We start from the raw sequence: 18876 nt of genomic DNA on the forward strand, positions 1-18876 counted from the left end.
GTCGGCTCACCACCACCAGCTCCACCAGGGCCGCCAGCCCCAGCCACCGCGACCCCAGTGCCCGCCGCGACCCCAGCCGCCGTGGCCCCAGTGACCGCCGCGGCCCCAGTGACCGGCGCGGCCAAATCCACCATGGCCAAACCCACCGCGGCCAAATCCACCATGGCCGAATCCGCCGTGGCCGCCGTGGCCCCAGCCGCCGCCTTTGGCCGGGAGGCCAGGAGCGCCATGGGGGCCGGCCATCTCGAAGCTTGTCCCGGGGGCGGGCGGCGGAGCGGCCTGCGCGACCGGCGCGCCACCGAAGAGCATCGCCCCGGTCACCATCCCGGCGCCCACCGCGCCAACCATCGCCTTGCGGGCCGAAAGCAGTGACGTCAACATTTGTGAACTCCTTCCACGATGTTGAACAGTTAAAGCCTTACCGACATCTAATTCGTCATAGGAATCATATGCACATTTCAAAGCCATTCGCAAGTATAGCTACTCAATATTGGTGCCAGACAGTGGCCCGGACAGAATTTATACAGATTGGCCCACAAATGAGCTGCGCTATTTCGATGATACTGATCTCAGTACATATGTAAGTATAGTAGTGGCTGTTCATTGGCATTTTACTGAAATACGGACTCACGGAATCGCGCTGCTCATCAACGGCTGATTCGCTGATATACGATTTGTCGCATCACCGAGCAATAGACTCTTATCTCCGCGCCACAGCAAACGATGCTGGTGCGAAATAACTACGGTGGAACCTTTTCGGCCGTCGTACCAGGCGCTATCGCGCGGGCGGGCTTCGAAAGCCGGGGTTGCGGCGCGACGCCCACGCCGGGGTCGCTCGACGACGTGCATACTGATAGGCGGATCTACTGATTCCACCTCAGAGAGGGTCAGCCGCGATGAGTCCCAACCCCGGCCACAACGAGCCCGCCCCCAACCGGTTCGCCCGGCACCCCATGGGCGCCACGCCACCCCCGCCCGGGCAGACGGGGCCCACCCAGCGCTTCACCATGCTCGGCCAGGCGCCGCCCGCTCAGCCAACGCGCGACCGGCGAACGCGAAGGACCGTCGATCTGCCGCTCGCCACGCACCGCGCGCTCGACGTGTGGCAGCGAGAGGCCGCCGACCGCATCGGCGTCGCCCGGGTGACCGGGCAGGAGGTGCTGACCGCGCTGATCGACCAGCTCCTGGTCGACCCCAAGCTGTCGAGCCAGATCACCCGCGCCATCCAAGCCCGCAGGTGACCGCTGGACGGCATGGCCCACTGGCGGTCTGGCCCGTACGTTCGTCGGGGCGAGACCGCTAGTCGACCTCCATCTCGCGCAGCTCGCGCTTGAGGATCTTGCCGGTGGGGTTGCGCGGCAGCTCGCTGAGGAAGATCACCTCGCGGGGCACCTTGTAGCGGGCCAGGTGGTCGCGCACGTAGTGCTTGACGGTGTCCTCGTCGAGGCTGGCGTCCTCCTTCTTGACCACGAAGGCGCGCAGCCGGTGGCCCCACTCCTTGTCCTCGACGCCGATGGCGGTGGCCTCCACGACGTCGGGATGCCCGCTGATCAGGTCCTCCACCTCGGCGGGGAAGACGTTCTCGCCGCCGGAGACGATCATCTCGTCGTCGCGTCCGCTGACATAGAGCAGGCCGTGTTCGTCGAAGTAGCCGACGTCGCCGGAGGACAACAGCCCGTCGATGATCTGCTTGCCGCCGCCGCCGGTGTAGCCCTCGAAGGGGAACGCGTTGCCGACGAAGATCCGGCCGACCTCGCCCTGCGGCAGCTCGATGCCGTTGTCGTCCAGGATCCTGACCCTGACGCCCTTGACCACCGGGCCGACCGTCGCCGCATTGCGCTGCAGGTCCTTGGGCCCGGCGATGGTGGCGAAGGCGATCTCGGTCGAGCCGTACATGTTGTAGACGACCGGGCCGAGGTCCTTGAGCGCGCGGCCGGCCAGCTCGGCGCCCAGCTGCGATCCGGATACGAACACGATCCGCAGGCTGGACAGGTCGGGCTTCTTCTCCATCTTTTCGATCGCATCGAGGATGCGCGACAGCATCACGGGGACGACGACCATCGCGGTCACCCTGTGCTTCCCGATGTCTTCCAGCACCAGCGGCGGCCGGAACTTGCGGCGCAGCACCAGCGTCGAGCCCAGGAACATCGCGATGGTGGCGTGCAGGTAGCCCAGCGCGTGGAACATCGGCGCCGGCAGCGACGTCACCTCGCCCGCCTTGAACGGGACGTGCGACAGGATGCCGCCGACCGGCGCCAGCGTCGGCGGGGTGCTGCGGTTCGCGCCCTTCGGGGTGCCGGTGGTCCCGCTGGTCAGGATGATGATCGACGCGTGCTTGCCGGCCTTCGGGGCGGGTGATTTGCTGCTGCGGGCGACCAGCTCGGCGAGCGTCTCGTCGGTGCTGCCGGACGCATCGGCAGCGTCGGGGTTGACGCCGAGCGCGCGCAGCTTGCCCAGCGGCGGCTCGGCCTTGCTGACCGCGCTGGTGTACTCGTCGTCGTAGATGATCACCTTGGCGCCCTCGCGCTCGGCCACCTCTTTGATCTGCGGGCCGGAGAACTCGCTGTTGAGCAGGATGATGCGGGCGCCCGCCCGGGCGGCGCCGTAGTTGGCGATGACGAACCAGCGGTGATTGCGCGCCAGGATGGCCACGCCGTCGCCGCCGCGCACGCCCTTGTCGATCAGGCCGTTGGCCACCGCGTGCGCGGCCTCGTCGAGCTCGGCGTAGGTCAGCGTCCCCTCTTCGTCGATGAGCGCCGCGCCGCCCGGATTGCGTCTGGCGTTGAGCGACGGCAGCATGCCGAACTCGCCCCACTTGTAGATGTCGTTGGCCATCGCCGCGTAGTTCTGCGGCGGCTCCAGCCGGAATGCGCCCGCTTCGATGATCTTGCGCACGTAATGCAATTCGGCCGAGCCGCGTGCCAGGTACTGCTGGGCCTTCGCCACCGCCTGGCCAGGCAGGTCAATCAGGTTAGGCATCACTTCACCATATGTGACGTCCGTCGCAATGCGGCCAGAAAGTTTCGCCGAATTACCATGAACCCCATGACCGGTCCGGCGTCACTGGAAGTGGCCGGACGTCGGGTGACCGTCACCCATCCCGACAAGGTCGTGTTCGAACGCCGCGGCGGCGCGGGCCCGTACACGAAGCTCGATCTCGTCCGCTACTACCTGTCCGTCGACGAGGGGGCGCTGCGCGGTGTGGCCGGCCGGCCGATGATCCTCAAGCGCTTCGTCAAGGGCATCGCGCAAGAGGCCGTGTTCCAGAAGCGGGCGCCCACGAATCGGCCCGACTATGTCGACGTCGCCGAATTGCACTACGCGCGAGGCACTTCCGCCGCGGAGGCCGTCATCCACGACGCCGCCGGGCTGGCGTGGGTGATCAACCTGGGGTGTGTGGACCTCAACCCGCACCCGGTGCTCGCCGGCGACCTCGACCACCCCGACGAACTGCGGGTCGACCTGGATCCGATGCCCGGGGTCACCTGGCGGCGGATCGTGGACGTCGCGCTGGTCGCCCGCGAGGTGCTGGAGGACTACGGCCTGGTCGCCTGGCCGAAGACGTCCGGGTCGCGGGGCTTTCACATCTACGCCCGGATCGCCCCGCGCTGGGGATTCCGCCAGGTTCGGCTGGCCGCGCAGACCGTCGCCCGTGAGGTCGAGCGGCGGGTGCCCGACGCAGCGACCAGCCGCTGGTGGAAGGAGGAGCGGGAGGGCGTGTTCGTCGACTTCAACCAGAACGCCAAGGACCGCACCGTCGCCTCGGCCTACTCCGTGCGGGCCACCCCCGACGCCCGGGTGTCGACGCCGCTGCACTGGGACGAGGTCGCCGGCTGCAAGCCCGAGGCGTTCACCATCGACACCGTGCCCGCCCGGTTCGCCGAAATGGGCGACCCGTGGGCGGGGATGGACTCCTCCAACGCCGCAGCGGTTGGCTCCCTCGATCGGCTGCTGGCGCTGGCCGAGGAGATGGGCCCCCCGGAACGCGCGCCCAAGGGATCGGGCACCCGCACCGAAGGCCGGCGGCAATCCCAGAAGCCGCTCATCGAGATCGCCCGCACCAAGACCAGGGACGAGGCGATGGCCGCGCTGGACGCCTGGCGCGACCGCCATCCCGCCGCGGCCGGCCTGCTGCGGCCGGCCGACGTCCTGGTCGACGGGATGCGGGGGCCCAGCTCGATCTGGTACCGGATCCGGATCAACCTGCAGCACGTGCCGGCCGGCCAGCGCCCGCCGCAGGAGGAGCTGATCGCCGACTACAGCCCCTGGGAAAGGCGTGACGACCGCTAAACGCCCAGCTGTCCCGTCCGGGTGTTCTTGCGCAGGTAGAAGCGCCACGTGACGACCAGCAGCGCGAGGAAGAACGCCACGTAGAACCGCAGGGCCGGCTCGATGCCGCCGAAGTGCGACTTCGACCAGGCGTACGCCAGCGGCACGACGAACCCGCCGAAGGCGCCGACCGACGAGATGACGCCGAGCGCGCCCGCGGCCTGGCGGCGCATGTGCACCATGGTGTCCGGGTCGCCGCCGGCGAGCTCGCCCTTGACCTTGAAGATCCGCGAGATCATCCGGTAGGTGGAGCCGTTGCCGATCCCGGTGGCGACGAACAAGAACATGAAGCTGGCGAAGAAGACCGGCAGGCTCTTGGCGTGGACGGACCACAGCGCCGCCGCCGCGCCAGCGGCGAGCATGACGAAGCTGGCGGCGGTGATGCGGGCCCCGCCGATCCGGTCGGCGAGCCTGCCGCCCACCGGGCGGATGACCGATCCGATGCCCGCGCCCAGGAACGCCCACGCCAACGCGATGTCGCCGCGGCCGAACACGGTCTTGAGCAGGGTCGGGAACGCCGCCGAGTAGCCGATGAAGGACCCGAACGTGCCGACATAGAGCAGCGACATGATCCAGGTGTCGGCGTGCCGCAGCGACTGCCAGACCGGCCGCACGTCCGCTTTCGCCTCGCTGAGGTTGTCCATGAACAGGAACGCGCACACCGCGGCGACGACGGCCAGCGGCACGTAGAACAGCCCGGCGCGCGACAGGGCTATCCCACCGCCGGCGACGACGATGGGCGGGACGATCTTCTGCACGACCGCCACGCCGAGGTTGCCGCCGGCCGCGTTGAGGCCCAGCGCCCAGCCCTTGTCCTTCTCGGGGTAAAAGAACGAGATGTTGGCCATCGACGAGGCGAAGTTGCCGCCCCCGAAGCCGGCCGTCGCGGCGATCGCCACCAGCGCCGCGAACGACAGGTGGGGATGGCTCACCGCCCAGGCCAGCAACAGGCAGGGGACCAGCAACAGCGTCGCCGAGACGGTCGTCCAGTTGCGGCCGCCGAAGACCGGGACCGCGAAGGTGTACGGCAGCCGCAGGAAGGCGCCGACGCCGCTGGGGACGGCGACCAGACACAACGCCTGGCTGGCGGTCAGCGCCCAGCCGGACGCGGCCGGGTGCCCGTGCGGACCCGCGGTCATCTGGACGACCACGATGCTCCAGAGCATCCACACGCTGAACCCGATGTGCTCGGCGAAGACGGAAAAGATCAGGTTGCGACGGGCGATCGCGCTGCCGGTCGCCTCCCAGAACGCGGGATCTTCGGGCCGCCAGTCGTCGATCCAGTGCCGTCCCCGGTGATGCCCGCGCGGCGGCGCGGGGGCGAGGACCGGGGCGATGGTTTCCGGGGTGGTGGTCACGGCTCGACGGTAGGGACGGACTGTTACCGGTCGGCTCGCGCGCAGTTACGTCACCGATACGCAAAGATCGCACCGGCCCGTCGGCGTTTGTCAGAACTTTGGGGCAAAGCGCGTCGCGCACGCGATACTCTCACGCGGTGCGACAAGGGCGACAAGGGCCGAATCGACGGGGATTCTTGCAGCTCGCAGGGGTCACCGGGGCGGCCGCGGTCGCCGGGATCTCGGGGGCCTGCTCGTCACGCAAACCGGCGGCCGGTGCCGCCGGCGCCGGATCGGTGACGATCACCCACCTTTTCGGTCAGACCGTCATCAGGGAGCCACCCAAGCGCGTCGTCAGCGCCGGCTACACCGAGCAGGACGACCTGCTCGCGCTGGGCGTGGTGCCCGTCGCGGTGACCAACTGGTTCGGTGATCAGCCGTTCGCGGTGTGGCCGTGGGCCCAGCCCAAGCTCGGCGCGGCCCGGCCGGTGGTGCTGAACCTGGACAACGGAATCCCGGTCGACCAGATCGCCGGGCTCAAACCGGACCTGATCGTGGCCGTCAACGCCGGCGTGGACGCCGACACCTATCAGAAGCTGTCGGCGATCGCCCCGACCGTCGCGCAGTCGGACGGCGACGCGTTCTTCGAACCGTGGAAGGAGCAGGCCACCGCCGTCGGCCAGGCGGTGTTCCAGGCGGGCCGGATGACGTCGCTGATCGACGCCGTCGACCAGGGCTTCGCCGCCGTCGCCCAAAAGAATCCGCAGTGGAAGGGCAGGAAGGCGTTGCTGATGCAGGGCACGCTCTTTCAGGGCACGGTGGTGGCGACCCTGGCGGGCTGGCGGACCGACTTCCTGAACCAGATGGGCCTCGTCGTCGCCGACAGCATCAAGCCCTTCGGCGGCGACCACCGCGCCGTCATCCCGCGCGATCAGATCAAGGCGGTGCTCGATTCGGCCGACGTGGTGATCTGGACGACCGAGGGCCCCGACGACCAGAAGGCGTTACTGGCCGACCCCGAGGTCGCGGCGTCGCAGGCGCGCCATATTTTCACCACCAAGGACCTGGCCGGCGCGATCGCCTTCTCGTCGCCGCTGAGCTACCCGTTGGTGGCGGATCAACTGCCCCCGCGGATCGCGAAAATCCTGGGTTAGGTTCCCGCCTGTTTGAACGTTTGCTAAGGCAGCTCTGGCAGTGCTCGAAAATCCCGCGACATCCCCTCCCGCCTGCCCCGATTCCGGGGTTACCGTCGAGTAATGAGCGTGACGGACCTATCCGGCGACCTGTCGACCGAGCTGGTCGGCAACACCGTTTTCGACTATGGCGACCAGGCGCTGATGGTGCAGTGCGGCAGCACGGCCGAGGTGTTGGCGTGGGTGGATGCGTTGCGCGGCGCGGCATTTCCCGGTGTGGTCGACATCGTCCCCGCCGCCCGTACCGTGCTGATCAAGCTCGACAACCCGCGCTGGCAGGGGGTCACCCGCCAGCGGCTGCGCAAGATGCGCGTCAGCGCCGACGCCGGTGCCCCGGCGGAGCGCGGCGCCGACGTGGTGATCGACGTCGTCTACGACGGCCCGGACCTCGCCGAGGTCGCCGAGGTCACCGGGCTGAGCGCGGCGCAGGTGATCAACGCCCACACCCGTTCCTTGTGGCGGGTCGGATTCAGCGGATTCGCCCCGGGCTTCGCGTACCTGGTCGACGGCGACGCGCGACTGCGGGTGCCGCGCCGGTCCGAGCCGCGGACGTCGGTGCCGGCCGGCTCCGTCGCCCTGGCCGGCGAGTTCAGCGCGATCTATCCGCGTCAATCGCCCGGCGGCTGGCAACTCATCGGCCACACCGACACCGTCCTGTGGGATCTCGAGCGCCCCGGCCCGGCGTTACTGACGCAGGGCATGTGGGTGCGGTTCCGGGCCGTCTAACCCGTGGCGATCGCGAGCGCGGCGCAGCCGGGCGAAGCGGGTCGCCACCATAACCGAGGAGAAGCCGTGACCAACCCCGAAATCAGCCTGGAGATTCTGCGCACCGGACCGTTCGCCGTCGTCCAGGACCTCGGCCGCCCGGGGCTGGCCCACCTCGGCGTCAGCCGGTCCGGGGCCGCCGACCGCCGCGCGCACAAGCTGGCCAACCGGCTGGTCGCCAACCCCGACGACCGGGCCACCGTCGAGGTGACGTTCGGCGGTCTGGTGGCCCGGGTCCGCGGCGGCGATGTCGACATCGCGGTCACGGGCGCCGACGCCGGCCCCACCGTGAACGGGATCAAGTTCGGCACCAACAGCATTCAGCATGTCCGCGACGGCCAGGTGATCTCCCTGGGCGCCCCGCGGGCCGGGCTGCGGACCTACCTGGCGGTGCGCGGCGGCGTCTGCGTGGAGCCGGTGCTGGGCTCGCGCAGCTACGACGTGATGTCGGCGATCGGTCCGTCACCGCTACGCGGCGGGGACCGGCTGCCCGTCGGCGAGCACACCGACGATTACCCCGAACTCGACCAGGCCCCCATGGCCGCCATCACCGGCGACGTCGTCGAGCTGTCGGCGGTCCCCGGGCCGCGCGACGACTGGTTCGTCGACCCCGACGCCCTGGTGCACACCGACTGGGTGGCCTCCGACCGCAGCGACCGGGTGGGAATGCGCTTGATGGGCCGCCCGCTGCAGTACCGCTACCCCGACCGGCAGCTGCCCAGCGAGGGCGCCACCCGCGGCGCGATCCAGGTGCCGCCCAACGGTTTACCGGTGATCCTGGGACCCGATCACCCGGTCACCGGCGGTTACCCGGTGGTCGGCGTGGTGATCGACGAGGACGTCGACGCGATCGCGCAGGTGCGGCCCGGCCAGCGGGTGCGGCTGCACTGGGCGCGGCCCAGGTCTGCGGTGGGTGCCCGGCCGCGCGCGGGCGCCGCGGGCTGGCCGTTCTCGTAGCGCCGGCCGCCGCACGGGGCTGGTAAACAGGGACCGTGCACACCGCCCGCCTGGTCCACACCGCCGACCTCGACGCCGAGACCCGGCAGCGCGTGTGCCAGATGGTCACCGCCGCGTTCGCCGGAGATTTCACCGACCACGACTGGGAGCACACCCTGGGCGGCATGCACGCCCTGATCTGGCGGCACGGCGCGATCATCGCGCACGCCGCCGTGGTCCAGCGGCGGCTGCTGTACGGCGGCGACCCGCTGCGCTGCGGCTACGTCGAAGGTGTCGCGGTCCGGGAGGACTGCCGGGGCCAGGGCCTGGTGCACGCCCTGCTGGACGGCTGCGAGCAGGTGATCCGCGGCGCCTACCAGTTGGGCGCGGCCAGCTCGTCGCCCCTGGCCCGCGGGGCCTGGACCGCGCGGGGCTGGCTGCCCTGGCGCGGCCCGACGTCCGTGCTGGCCCCCGCCGGCCCGACCCGCACGCCCGACGACGACGGCGCCGTGTTCGTCCTGCCCGTCGGGATCGACCTGGACACCTCCGCGGACTTGATGTGCGACTGGCGCGCGGGGGACGTCTGGTAGGCCGGAGCAAGCCGCCTTGCCTTGCGCCGAAGGAGAATTCGAATGTCTACCACCGACTGGTGTCGACGTTTCGGGGCCGCGGCACGTTCGGCGGCCGGGGCGTGAATCCGTCGGGCCCATACCGATTCGGTAACGAAGCCGCATAGCGCGGAATGTATTCCAGCTCACACCGAATTCCGTGACCGCGTGAAATCACTTGGCACGGGGCGCATTAACCCGGTGCTCGAAGGCCGCCCGCCTTGTCCTCAGGGACTTACCAGACAACTGGGATTCAACTTACAGGCGATATCGGCGGAATCGAGTTGACGGACTTCCGGTCTTAATGTGAGCATCGAAATATACGGCAGGGCATGCCTCTTCGTTCGGGACTCCCACATGCCATAGGCGGCCGCCAGCTGCGCCGGTTAGTGGAAGGGTCTGACGAGAGGAAAGTGTATGCGCGCCTCGCCGGGGGGCGCTTTCAGCGTACGTGCGGTTGGTGCCATCCCGTCATTTCAACGTGCCCAATCGATTTCGCCTCACACGGCAGCGCAATGCGGCGTCGCCCCCGAGAAACAACCCCCCTTGACGAAAGGCGCAGACCGCATGGGCCGCAACCACCGCATCGCGGACTGGAATCCGGAAGACACGGCGGCCTGGGAAGCCGGCAACAGGAACATCGCGCGCCGCAACCTGCTGTGCACGGTGGCGGCCGACCACGTCGCCTTTTCGATCTGGACCCTGTGGCCCGTGATGGCGCTGTTCATGCCCGCATCCGTCTATGGCTTCTCGACCGGCGACAAGCTGCTGCTCGGCGCGGTCGCCACCCTGGTCGGCGGCTGCGCGCGCATCCCGTACACGTTGGGCATCGCCGCCTTCGGCGGCCGTAACTGGACGGCTTTCTCCGCGTTTGTCCTGTTGATCCCGACGCTCGGCACCATCGTGCTGCTGGCCAACCCCGGCCTGCCGCTGTGGCCTTATCTGGTGTGCGCGGCGCTGACCGGGCTGGGCGGCGGCAACTACGCGGCCTCGCTGGCCAACGTCAACGCCTTCTACCCGCAGCGGCTCAAGGGCGCGGCGCTGGCGATCAACGCCGGCGTCGGCAACCTGGGGGTCGCGGTCATCCAGCTGGTCGGCCTGCTGGTGCTTGCCACCGCGGGGCACGAGGCGCCGTACTGGGTGTGCGCGGTCTATCTGGTCTTGCTGGCGATCGTCGGGATCACCGCGGCGCTGTTCATGGACAACCTGCACCACGGCACCGAGGTCAACACCATGCGCTCGATCCTGTTCGAGCGCGACACCCATGTGATCTCGCTGCTCTACATCTGCACCTTCGGCTCCTGGATCGGGTTCTCGTTCGCCTTCGGCCAGGTGATGCAGGTCAACTTCCTGGCCAACGGGGAGACCGCCAAGCACGCGGCGCTGCACGCGGCGCAGATCGCCTTCGTGGGACCGTTATTGGGGTCGCTGGCGCGAATCTACGGCGGCCGGCTGGCAGATCGGCTCGGCGGAAGCCGCGTCACCCTGGGCGTCCTGGGCGGCATGGTGCTGGGCGCCGGGTTGCTGGTCGCGATCAGCACCTTCGACGACCGCAATGGCGGGGGCGGCGCCGCCCTGATCGGCTACGCCCTCGGCTTCATCCTCCTGTTCATCCTGTCCGGGATGGGCAATGGTTCGGTGTTCAAACTGATCCCGTCGATCTACGAGGCGCGCAGCCGCTCACTGGATGTCAGCGAAGCCGAACGCCGCCATTGGGCCCGCGCGAAGGCGGGGTCGCTGATCGGCATCTGCTCGGCGGTCGGCGCGCTCGGCGGTGTGGGAATCAACATGGCGCTGCGCCAGTCCTACCTCAGCAGCGGCACCGAGACGTCGGCGTACTGGACGTTCCTGGGCTCCTACTTCGTCGCCGCGATCCTGACCTGGACGCTCTACGTTCGCCGGCCCGCCCCGGGGCCGAGCACGCCCGGAGCCGTCCCCGAAGCCGCGCCCGTCAGAGTGTGATGGCGCTCGCAACAGGGGCAATGCGTCAGCAATTGCGTGGTAACGCACCGGAAACGTCCTAGGCATACACAGGTCATATGGCTCAGCCCAGATCCGCGCCACTCGCCGGCTACCGGGTGGCGGTCACGTCGGCCCGCCGCGCCGAGGAGTTGTGCGCGCTGCTGAGCCGGCAGGGCGCCGAGGTCTGCAGCGCGCCCGCGATCAACATGATCGCGCTGCCCGACGATGACGAATTACACAGCAACACAGAGGATTTGATCGCCGAGCCGCCCGACATCCTGGTCGTGCACACCGGCATCGGCTTCCGCGGCTGGCTGGCGGCGGCCGAGGGATGGGGGCTGGCCAACCAGCTCATCGCGTCGCTGTCGAAGGCCCGGATCGTGTCGCGCGGACCGAAGGGGACCGGCGCGGTGCGCGCCGCCGGCCTGCACGAGGAGTGGTCTCCTGAGTCCGAATCCTCACAGGAGGTGCTCGAATATCTCCTCGCGTCGGGCATCTCCGGGATGCGCGTCGCCGTCCAGCTGCACGGCGCCGCCGACGCGTGGGACCCGTTCCCGGAATTTCTCGGCGGCCTGCGCTTCGCGGGCGCCGAAGTGATGCCCCTGCGGGTGTACCGGTGGAAGCCAACGCCATTGGGTGGCGACTTCGACCAGCTGGTGACCGGGATCGCGCGGCGACAATTCGATGCGGTCACCTTCACGTCGGCGCCCGCCGCGGCGGCGGTGCTGGAACGCAGTCGCGAGCTGGGCATCGAGGACCAGGTGCTGGAGGCCCTGCGCACCGATGTGCACGCGATGTGCGTCGGCCCGGTGACGTCAAAGCCGCTGATCCGAAAGGGCGTCCCCACGTCGTCGCCGGAACGAATGCGGTTGGGGGCCTTGGCCCGGCACATCGCCGAGGAGCTGCCTCTGCTGGGGTCGTGCACGGTGCGGGCCGCCGGCCACACCGTCGACATCCGCGGGACCTGCGTGCTGGTCGACGGTTCCATCAAGCTGCTGTCGCCATCCGGGATGTCGATGCTGCGGGCGCTGGCGCAGCGACCGGGCGACGTCGTCGCGCGTACCGACCTGTTACGGGCGCTGCCCGGCAACAGCAACGACCCGCACGCGGTCGACACGGCCGTGCTTCGGCTGCGAACGGCCTTGGGCGACAAGAACATCGTCGCGACCGTGGTGAAGCGCGGTTACCGGCTCGTCATCGACGACCCGCAGGGTGGCCCATGGACCTGATCCTGGCCGCGCATGGCACCCGCAGGCCCGGCGGCGTCGAGATGATCGGGGACCTCGCGGCGCGGGTGGGCGCGCTTCTCGACCGCCGGGTGCAGGTCGCGTTCGTCGACGTGCTGGGCCCCACCCCCACCGAGGTGCTGTCGCGGGCCGCGGCCGGCGGCCGGCCCGCCGTCGTGGTGCCGGCGTTCCTGTCGCGCGGATACCACGTGCGCACGGATCTGCCCGCCCATGTCGCGGCCAGCGGACACCCGGATGTCATCGTCACCCCGGCCCTGGGGCCCGGCGGTGAAATCGCCCGGATAGCCGCCGACCAGCTGGCGAAAACCGGTTGGCGCCCGGCTGATTCGGTGGTTCTGGCGGCGGCGGGCACGTCCGATGTCAGGGCGCGCGCGGACCTGCACGTCGCCGCGACGACGCTGTCCGCGCTGGCCGGTTCGCGGGTGCGGCTGGGGTTCGCGGCCACCGGCGATCCGCATGTGGACGACGCGGTGGCCGCCGCCCGCCGCGACGGCGCACGCCGCGTCGTGGTCGCCTCGTACCTGCTGGCCGACGGCCTGTTTCAGGAACGACTGCGCGCCTGCGGCGCCGACCTGGTCACCCGGCCGCTCGGTACCCATCCCGGGCTGGCCCGGCTGATTGCCAGCCGGTTCCGCCGCGCCGCGCCCGGGCTCGCGCCCGTGGCAACGCGGCACGCGTCGCGCCGACCGGGCCCGCGGCGGGCGCCCTGCGCGCTTGATCTTTGATCGCGCGCGGACGATCCTGACACCATGCCTCGTCGGGAAGAGCCCTCGCGCGGGCTCCTTGATCCGGTCGCGAAGATGCTGCGGTTGCCCTTCGGCACAGCGGAGTTCATCGATCGAATCGTCACCGGCGGGGTGAACCAGGTGGGCCGGCGGACGTTGCACATGCTGATCACCACGTGGGACGCGGCCGGCGGCGGCCCCTTCGCGGCCAGCGCGATCGCGTCGACGGGGATGGCCAAGACCGCCGAAATCGTGGAGGCCATGTTCATCGGCCCGGTTTTCGGTCCGTTGCTGAAAATCCTGGGGGCCGACAAGGTCGCCGTGCGGGCGTCGTTGTGCGCCTCTCAGCTGGTGGGCCTCGGCATCATGCGTTACGGAATACGCTCCGAGCCGCTGCACTCGATGCCGGTCGATACGCTCGTCGACGCGATCGGGCCGACGATGCAGCGCTACCTGGTCGGCGATATCACGCGCTGAGGTTACGCGGCGATCCGCCCGATCTGGATTTCGCCGCGGGGTGTGACACGCACCTGGTACACCGGCACCGAAACGCGTGGGTCGTCCAGGCAGGAACCGTCTTCGAGCGCGAAAGCCTGTTTCAGAAGCGGAGATTGGACCGTGGCGCGGCCGCCGCGGTCTCCGACGATCCCGCGCGAGAGCACCGCCGCCCCCGAAAAGGGATCGACGTTGCCGACCGCGTGCACGGACCCGTCGTCCAACCGGAACAGCGCCGCCTGCGTGCCGTCATCGAGGAGCACCCCGACGCCACGACCCGGAGTGAGGCGGTCGTAGGCGCAGGCGGTCGTCCACACCTGAATGTCGTTGAGAAGTGTCATCGTTCCTCCTGGTCTCCTGTGGAGATTGATGAGCGGACCCGCGGCATACCAATGGGCACAGGCACTTTGCGCCCGGAGCGCTCGGTGAACGTCACCGTCGAGTCGACGGCGTCGGGGGCGTTGACGAAGGACACGAACCGCGACAGCTTGTCGGGATCCTCCAGCACGCCCTTCCATTCGCACGTGTAGTTCTGGACGTGCCGCTCGATCGCGGCCTCGAACTCCTGGGCCAGACCGAGCGAGTCGTCACACACGACCTCGCGCACGTGATCGAGGCCGCCGTCCAGCGCCTCGACCCACGGCGCGGTGCGTTGCAGCCGGTCGGCCGTGCGGATGTAGTACATCAGGAACCGGTCGATGTAGCGGACCAGCGTCTCGGTGTCCAGGTCGCCGGCCAGCAGCTGCGCGTGCTTGGGCGTCATGCCGCCGTTGCCGCCGACGTAGAGGTTCCAGCCCTTTTCGGTGGCGATGACGCCCACGTCCTTGCCGCGCGCCTCGGCGCACTCCCGCGCGCAACCCGACACCCCGAGCTTGATCTTGTGCGGGGCGCGCAGGCCGCGATACCGCAGTTCCAGGTCGATGGCCAGCTGCACCGAATCCTGTTGGCCGTAGCGGCACCAGTCGCTGCCGACGCAGCTCTTCACGGTGCGCAGCGCCTTGCCGTAGGCGTGGCCCGATTCCATGCCGCCGTCGACCAGCCGCTTCCAGATCTGGGGCAACTGGTCCACCCGGGCGCCGAACATGTCGATCCGCTGGCCGCCGGTGATCTTGGTGTAAAGCCCGAATTCCTGGGCGATCTGGCCGATCAGGATCAGGTGCTCCGGCTTGATGTCCCCGCCGGGGACCCGCGGGACCACCGAGTAGCTGCCGTTCTTTTGGATGTTGGCCAGGAAGTGGTCGTTGGAATCCTGCAGGGAGGCCTGTTCGCCGTCGAGGATGTGACCGGAGCCGATGGACGCCAGAATGGACGCGACGACGGGTTTGCAGATGTCGCAACCCTTTCCGCGGCCGAAGCGCTCCAGCAGGCCCGAGAAGGTGCGGATCTCGGTGGCGGAAATGATCTCGAAAAGCTCCGCCCGCGACTGGCCGAAGTGCTCGCACAGCGCCTTGGACTGTTCCACGCCCTCGGCTTCCAGCAGCTGCTTGAGCAACGGCACGCACGACCCGCACGAGGTGCCGGCCGCCGTGCACGACTTGAGCGCGGGGACGTCGGCGCAGCCGCCGGCGATCGCGCACTTCAGATCGCCCTTGGTGACGTTGTTGCAGGAGCAGATCTGCGCCGAATCCGGCAGCGCCCCAACGCCCAAAGCCGGGGCGCCGTCGGATTGGGCGGGCGCGATCAGCGCGAGCGGATCCCCCGGCAGCTCGCTGCCGACCATGGGCCGCAACACCCCGTACGAGGAGGCGTCGCCGACCAGCACCCCGCCGAGGAGGGTCTTGGCGTCGTCGGACAGCACCAGTTTGGCGTAGGTCCGGTTCACCGCGTCGTTGACGGCGACCTCGAGGCAGTTCTCGGTCGCGCCCATCGCGTCGCCGAAGCTGGCGACGTCGACCCCCAGCAGTTTCAGCTTCGTCGACAGGTCCGCTTCAGGGAATTCCGCGGCGCCGCCCAGCAGCCGGTCCGCCACCACCTCGGCGGACGTGTAGCCCGGAGCGACCAGGCCGTAGCACCGCCCCTCGATCGCGGCGACCTCGCCGACCGCATAGATATCGGGATCGCTTGTCCGGCAAGATAAGTCGGTCAGCACGCCGCCCCGCTCGGCGAGCGTCAGCCCGGCGGCCGCCGCCAGCTCGTCGCGGGGCCGGATGCCGGCGGCGAAGATCACCACGCCGGCGTCGATGGCTTTCTCGTTCGCGCCGTCACGCACTCGCACCCGCACCGACGTCGAGCCGTCCGGTCGCGCAACGGATTCGATCGATTCGGTGGCCGTCCCGACGTGCACCGCGATACCCAGGTCGCCGATCATCCTGGCCAGCAGCGCGCCGCCGGCCTCGTCGATCTGCTGGGCCATCAATCGGGGCATCATCTCGACGACGTGCGTGCGCAAGCCGAACTGGCGCAGCGCATTCGCGGCCTCGAGCCCCAACAGGCCGCCGCCGATGACCACCCCTTCGGTGGCGTGACCGGCTTTCAGGGCGCGCTGGGCGTCGGCGCGGATGGCGTCGAGGTCGTCGAGCGTGCGGTACACGTGGCACTGGGGCAGGTCGTGGCCGGGCACCGGCGGAACGAAGGCATAGGAGCCGGTGGCCAGGACCAGGGCGTCGTAGCCGTGCCGTTGGCCGTCGGCGGTCACCACGGACTTTGTGGCACGGTCGATTTCGGTGACCCGCGCATTCAGCAGCAACCGAACCCGCTCGTCACCGGCGTAGCCGTTGCCGGGCAGGGCCAGCAGCGCGCGGTCCCAGCTTTCGGTGTAGGAGGTCAGGCCGACGCGGTCGTAGGCGGCGTCGGACTCCTCGGCGAAAACCGTGACGCGCCAAGACCCCTCGGTGTCGCGGGCGCGGAGCGCCTCCACCAGCCGGTGGCCCACCATGCCATGCCCGATGACGACGACGTGACGCGCGGCACAGTGCACGCGCGCACTTTCGGATGGGGCCATGCCATGAGGGTAGGGGCGCCAAATTAAGGAAAAATCGCGAAATGTGACGCCCACATGACAGCGGCCTCACACCTCACAGGTGCCTGTGTGAAGGTGTGGCGAAGACGTTCGCTCCGGGCGAACGCCCACGTGGAACTTAAGCGGGGTCGACTCATGTTTCTAGAAATAGCCGCCCGGCAAGGCGCCGGTCACAGCTAACTCACATGAAAGCATAAGGATGCAGAAGGAGAAACCCATGAGCAGCCTCACATTGTGGTCGCGACCGGCCGGGGACACCGACCGGTGGGTGCGCGACTTTTTCGGGCCCGCCGCGACGGCGGACTGGTTCAAGCCGGTGATCAGCGGATTTAGGCCGGCCGCCGAGATCGTCAAGGACGGCGACGACGCGGTGGTCCGCCTGGAACTGCCGGGTGTCGACGTGGAGAAGGACGTCAATGTCGAGGTCGACAAGGGCCGCCTGGTCATCCACGGCGAACACCGCGACGAGCGCGCGGGCGAGGAAGACGGCCGCACCTTGCGCGAGATCCGCTACGGATCGTTCCGCCGGACGTTCCAGCTGCCCGCGCACGTCACCGGCGAGGCCATCGCGGCCTCCTACGACGCCGGCGTGTTGACGGTGCGGGTCACCGGGGCCTACTCCGGGACTCAGGCGCAGCGCATCGCGATCACGAAGTAAGCCCCGAGCAATCCGGCGGGGCCGCACCGACTCCGGGCGGCCTCGCCGGCTTTGCTTCGCGTGTGAAGCGTGGGCTTCGCGTGTGAACCCTCGGCTTTCAGTGTGAAGCGTGGGCGGAAAAGTCCGCCGCCGAATCGACACCCTAGCTTCACACTGAAAGCCCTGAATTCACACTCAACGCGGCAGCCCCGGCCTTAAAAAGACGCGTTGGCTGCCGAAGGTCAGCGCCGCGAATCCGGCGCCGGCGCCCTGGCGCGCTCCGCGAGTTCTCGACTTGTCATGGCGTGCGCTCCCCGGTCCCCCGAAGTCCCCCGAAGTGATCTGTCTGACATTAGGGCCGAGCCGTGGATACTATCGAGAACGTACTGTGATCCGTAACACCGTCCAGCGCGGGGAGATCCGAGGAGATCCGTTGTCGAGCACGACTGAACTCGCCGAACTGCACGACCTCATCGGCGGCCTGCGGCGGTGCGTGAGCTCCATGAAGGCGCGCTACGGCGACAGCCCGGCGATGCGGCGCATCGTCATCGACGCCGATCGGATCCTGTCCGACGTCGAATTGCTCGATACCGACGTCTCCGAATTGGATCTGGCCCGCGCAACCGTGCAGCAGTCCGGCGAGAAGATCGTCATTCCCGACACCCCCTATGACGCCGATTTCTGGCGCGATGTCGACGACGAAGGTGTCGGGGGTCACAACAGGTCGTAACAACTCAAGCCCCCCGAAAAAGGGAGGCTTCTCTCTGTGTACCCTTCGTCCAGACAGCCCGTTCGAAGAGGAACACATTAGATGAGCGCACCCACGGCGAACCGTCCTGCGTCCGGCGTTTTCTCACCTGGCCGCGCCCAAATACCCGAGCGCACCCTGCGCACCGACCGGTGGTGGCAGGCGCCGCTGCTGACCAACATCGGGCTGTTGGCGTTCATCGTCTACGCGACGACGCGGATTTTTCTGGGCAACAACTATTGGGTCGATAAATACCACTACCTGACGCCGTTCTACTCGCCGTGCGTCAGCGCCTCGTGCGCGCCGGGCTCCAGCCACTTCGGGGTGTGGCTTGGACATTTCCCGTGGTGGATTCCATTGGGCATGTTGGCATTACCGTTCCTGCTCTTGTTCCGGCTTACCTGCTACTACTACCGCAAGGCCTACTACCGGTCGGTGTGGCAGTCGCCGACGGCCTGCGCGGTCCCCGAACCGCGCGTCCACTACACCGGCGAGACCCGTTTCCCGCTGATCCTGCAGAACGCCCATAGGTACTTCTTCTATGTCGCGCTTGTGGTCTCGCTGATCAATACCTACGACGCGATAATGGCGTTCCACTCGGACTCGGGTCCCGGCGGTTTCGGTTTTGGTCTGGGCAACCTCGTTTTGGTGGGCAACGTCCTCCTGTTGTGGGCCTACACCGTCTCGTGCCATTCCTGCCGGCACGTCACCGGCGGTCGCCTTAAGCACTTCTCCAAACACCCCGTGCGGTACTGGATCTGGACACAGGTCAGCAAGCTGAACACGCGGCATATGCAATTCGCGTGGACCACGTTGGGGACGCTGGCGCTCACCGACTTTTACGTCGTGCTGGTGGCCAGCGGCACCATCGCGGATCTCAGATTTGTTGGCTGAAAAGCAATTTCGGGGCTAACAGGAATTATCAGGCAGAACTG

At 68.6% G+C, this 18876-nt stretch carries 18 protein-coding genes; 13 read left to right on the forward strand and 5 right to left on the reverse strand.

Annotated elements, in window-relative coordinates; all coding sequences use genetic code 11:
• Positions 1–6 precede the first annotated feature (6 nt).
• A complete protein-coding gene (locus G6N25_RS23620) occupies positions 7–381 on the reverse strand; it encodes a hypothetical protein (RefSeq protein WP_083076055.1) in 375 nt (124 codons plus the stop codon).
• 515 nt (positions 382–896) lie between these two features.
• On the opposite strand from G6N25_RS23620, the gene G6N25_RS07960 reads away from it, so the two are divergent.
• Positions 897–1241: an ATPase gene (locus tag G6N25_RS07960; protein ID WP_163672403.1), complete on the forward strand. Its 345-nt coding sequence runs from the start codon at positions 897–899 to the stop codon at positions 1239–1241.
• 58 nt (positions 1242–1299) lie between these two features.
• On the opposite strand, the gene fadD2 is transcribed toward G6N25_RS07960, so the two are convergent.
• Positions 1300–2979 (reverse strand): long-chain-fatty-acid--CoA ligase FadD2, encoded by a 1680-nt coding sequence (gene fadD2, locus G6N25_RS07965; RefSeq protein ID WP_083075532.1) that lies wholly within the window; start codon positions 2977–2979, stop codon positions 1300–1302.
• 57 nt (positions 2980–3036) lie between these two features.
• Between fadD2 and G6N25_RS07970 the strand changes: the two genes are divergently transcribed.
• On the forward strand, positions 3037–4290 hold the full coding sequence (locus G6N25_RS07970) for a DNA polymerase domain-containing protein (protein WP_083075531.1): 1254 nt from the start codon (positions 3037–3039) through the stop codon (positions 4288–4290).
• Here G6N25_RS07970 and G6N25_RS07975 read toward each other — a convergent pair.
• Positions 4287–5666, reverse strand: a complete 1380-nt coding sequence (locus G6N25_RS07975) for an MFS transporter (RefSeq protein ID WP_232065935.1) — start codon at positions 5664–5666, stop codon at positions 4287–4289. The genes G6N25_RS07970 and G6N25_RS07975 overlap by 4 nt on opposite strands.
• 158 nt (positions 5667–5824) lie before the next feature.
• Between G6N25_RS07975 and G6N25_RS07980 the strand changes: the two genes are divergently transcribed.
• The 8 genes from G6N25_RS07980 (at position 5825) to G6N25_RS08015 (ending at position 13579) form a co-directional block, all read left to right on the forward strand.
• Entirely contained in the window at positions 5825–6820 is a 996-nt protein-coding gene (locus G6N25_RS07980; protein WP_179961656.1) for an ABC transporter substrate-binding protein, read from the forward strand.
• Between the two features lie 102 nt (positions 6821–6922).
• The gene (locus G6N25_RS07985; protein ID WP_083075526.1) at positions 6923–7585 is read left to right on the forward strand and encodes a 5-oxoprolinase subunit B family protein; all 663 of its coding nucleotides are present in this window, start codon (positions 6923–6925) and stop codon (positions 7583–7585) included.
• An 81-nt stretch (positions 7586–7666) separates the two neighbouring features.
• Positions 7667–8581, forward strand: a complete 915-nt coding sequence (locus G6N25_RS07990) for a 5-oxoprolinase/urea amidolyase family protein (RefSeq protein ID WP_179961709.1) — start codon at positions 7667–7669, stop codon at positions 8579–8581.
• A 35-nt stretch (positions 8582–8616) separates the two neighbouring features.
• On the forward strand, positions 8617–9150 hold the full coding sequence (locus G6N25_RS07995) for a GNAT family N-acetyltransferase (protein ID WP_232065721.1): 534 nt from the start codon (positions 8617–8619) through the stop codon (positions 9148–9150).
• 585 nt (positions 9151–9735) lie between these two features.
• Complete coding sequence (locus G6N25_RS08000; RefSeq protein ID WP_083075523.1) at positions 9736–11130, forward strand: nitrate/nitrite transporter; 1395 nt, start codon at positions 9736–9738, stop codon at positions 11128–11130.
• A gap of 77 nt (positions 11131–11207) precedes the next feature.
• Complete coding sequence (locus tag G6N25_RS08005) at positions 11208–12359, forward strand: uroporphyrinogen-III synthase (RefSeq protein WP_083075522.1); 1152 nt, start codon at positions 11208–11210, stop codon at positions 12357–12359.
• Positions 12350–13102 (forward strand): sirohydrochlorin chelatase, encoded by a 753-nt coding sequence (locus G6N25_RS08010; protein WP_083075520.1) that lies wholly within the window; start codon positions 12350–12352, stop codon positions 13100–13102. The genes G6N25_RS08005 and G6N25_RS08010 overlap by 10 nt, the downstream gene beginning before the upstream one ends.
• A gap of 24 nt (positions 13103–13126) precedes the next feature.
• Positions 13127–13579 (forward strand): TetR/AcrR family transcriptional regulator, encoded by a 453-nt coding sequence (locus G6N25_RS08015; RefSeq protein WP_083075519.1) that lies wholly within the window; start codon positions 13127–13129, stop codon positions 13577–13579.
• Between the two features lie 2 nt (positions 13580–13581).
• Here G6N25_RS08015 and nirD read toward each other — a convergent pair whose 3' ends face one another.
• Both nirD and nirB read right to left on the reverse strand, forming a co-directional pair.
• Positions 13582–13938 (reverse strand): nitrite reductase small subunit NirD, encoded by a 357-nt coding sequence (nirD, locus tag G6N25_RS08020; RefSeq protein ID WP_083075517.1) that lies wholly within the window; start codon positions 13936–13938, stop codon positions 13582–13584.
• Positions 13935–16538, reverse strand: a complete 2604-nt coding sequence (nirB, locus tag G6N25_RS08025) for a nitrite reductase large subunit NirB (protein WP_083075516.1) — start codon at positions 16536–16538, stop codon at positions 13935–13937. The genes nirD and nirB overlap by 4 nt, the downstream gene beginning before the upstream one ends.
• Before the next feature lie 235 nt (positions 16539–16773).
• On the opposite strand from nirB, the gene G6N25_RS08030 reads away from it, so the two are divergent.
• The 3 genes from G6N25_RS08030 to G6N25_RS08040 all read left to right on the forward strand — a co-directional run bounded on the left by G6N25_RS08030 (position 16774) and on the right by G6N25_RS08040 (position 18835).
• Positions 16774–17214: an Hsp20/alpha crystallin family protein gene (locus G6N25_RS08030; protein ID WP_083075540.1), complete on the forward strand. Its 441-nt coding sequence runs from the start codon at positions 16774–16776 to the stop codon at positions 17212–17214.
• A gap of 412 nt (positions 17215–17626) precedes the next feature.
• Entirely contained in the window at positions 17627–17923 is a 297-nt protein-coding gene (locus G6N25_RS08035; RefSeq protein ID WP_083075538.1) for a hypothetical protein, read from the forward strand.
• A gap of 81 nt (positions 17924–18004) precedes the next feature.
• The gene (locus tag G6N25_RS08040) at positions 18005–18835 is read left to right on the forward strand and encodes a hypothetical protein (protein WP_083075514.1); all 831 of its coding nucleotides are present in this window, start codon (positions 18005–18007) and stop codon (positions 18833–18835) included.
• The last annotated feature ends 41 nt before the right edge of the window (positions 18836–18876 follow it).

It is taken from the genome of Mycobacterium heidelbergense, from assembly GCF_010730745.1.
GTDB lineage: Bacteria > Actinomycetota > Actinomycetes > Mycobacteriales > Mycobacteriaceae > Mycobacterium > Mycobacterium heidelbergense.

Coding starts and splice junctions, on each gene's coding strand:
- G6N25_RS23620 (WP_083076055.1), bottom strand. CDS start 381: ATGTTGACGTCACTGCTTTCGGCCCGCAAGGCGATGGTTGGCGCGGTG.
- G6N25_RS07960 (WP_163672403.1), top strand. CDS start 897: ATGAGTCCCAACCCCGGCCACAACGAGCCCGCCCCCAACCGGTTCGCC.
- fadD2 (WP_083075532.1), bottom strand. CDS start 2,979: ATGCCTAACCTGATTGACCTGCCTGGCCAGGCGGTGGCGAAGGCCCAG.
- G6N25_RS07970 (WP_083075531.1), top strand. CDS start 3,037: ATGAACCCCATGACCGGTCCGGCGTCACTGGAAGTGGCCGGACGTCGG.
- G6N25_RS07985 (WP_083075526.1), top strand. CDS start 6,923: ATGAGCGTGACGGACCTATCCGGCGACCTGTCGACCGAGCTGGTCGGC.
- G6N25_RS08000 (WP_083075523.1), top strand. CDS start 9,736: ATGGGCCGCAACCACCGCATCGCGGACTGGAATCCGGAAGACACGGCG.
- G6N25_RS08005 (WP_083075522.1), top strand. CDS start 11,208: ATGGCTCAGCCCAGATCCGCGCCACTCGCCGGCTACCGGGTGGCGGTC.
- G6N25_RS08010 (WP_083075520.1), top strand. CDS start 12,350: ATGGACCTGATCCTGGCCGCGCATGGCACCCGCAGGCCCGGCGGCGTC.
- G6N25_RS08015 (WP_083075519.1), top strand. CDS start 13,127: ATGCCTCGTCGGGAAGAGCCCTCGCGCGGGCTCCTTGATCCGGTCGCG.
- nirD (WP_083075517.1), bottom strand. CDS start 13,938: ATGACACTTCTCAACGACATTCAGGTGTGGACGACCGCCTGCGCCTAC.
- nirB (WP_083075516.1), bottom strand. CDS start 16,538: ATGGCCCCATCCGAAAGTGCGCGCGTGCACTGTGCCGCGCGTCACGTC.
- G6N25_RS08030 (WP_083075540.1), top strand. CDS start 16,774: ATGAGCAGCCTCACATTGTGGTCGCGACCGGCCGGGGACACCGACCGG.
- G6N25_RS08040 (WP_083075514.1), top strand. CDS start 18,005: ATGAGCGCACCCACGGCGAACCGTCCTGCGTCCGGCGTTTTCTCACCT.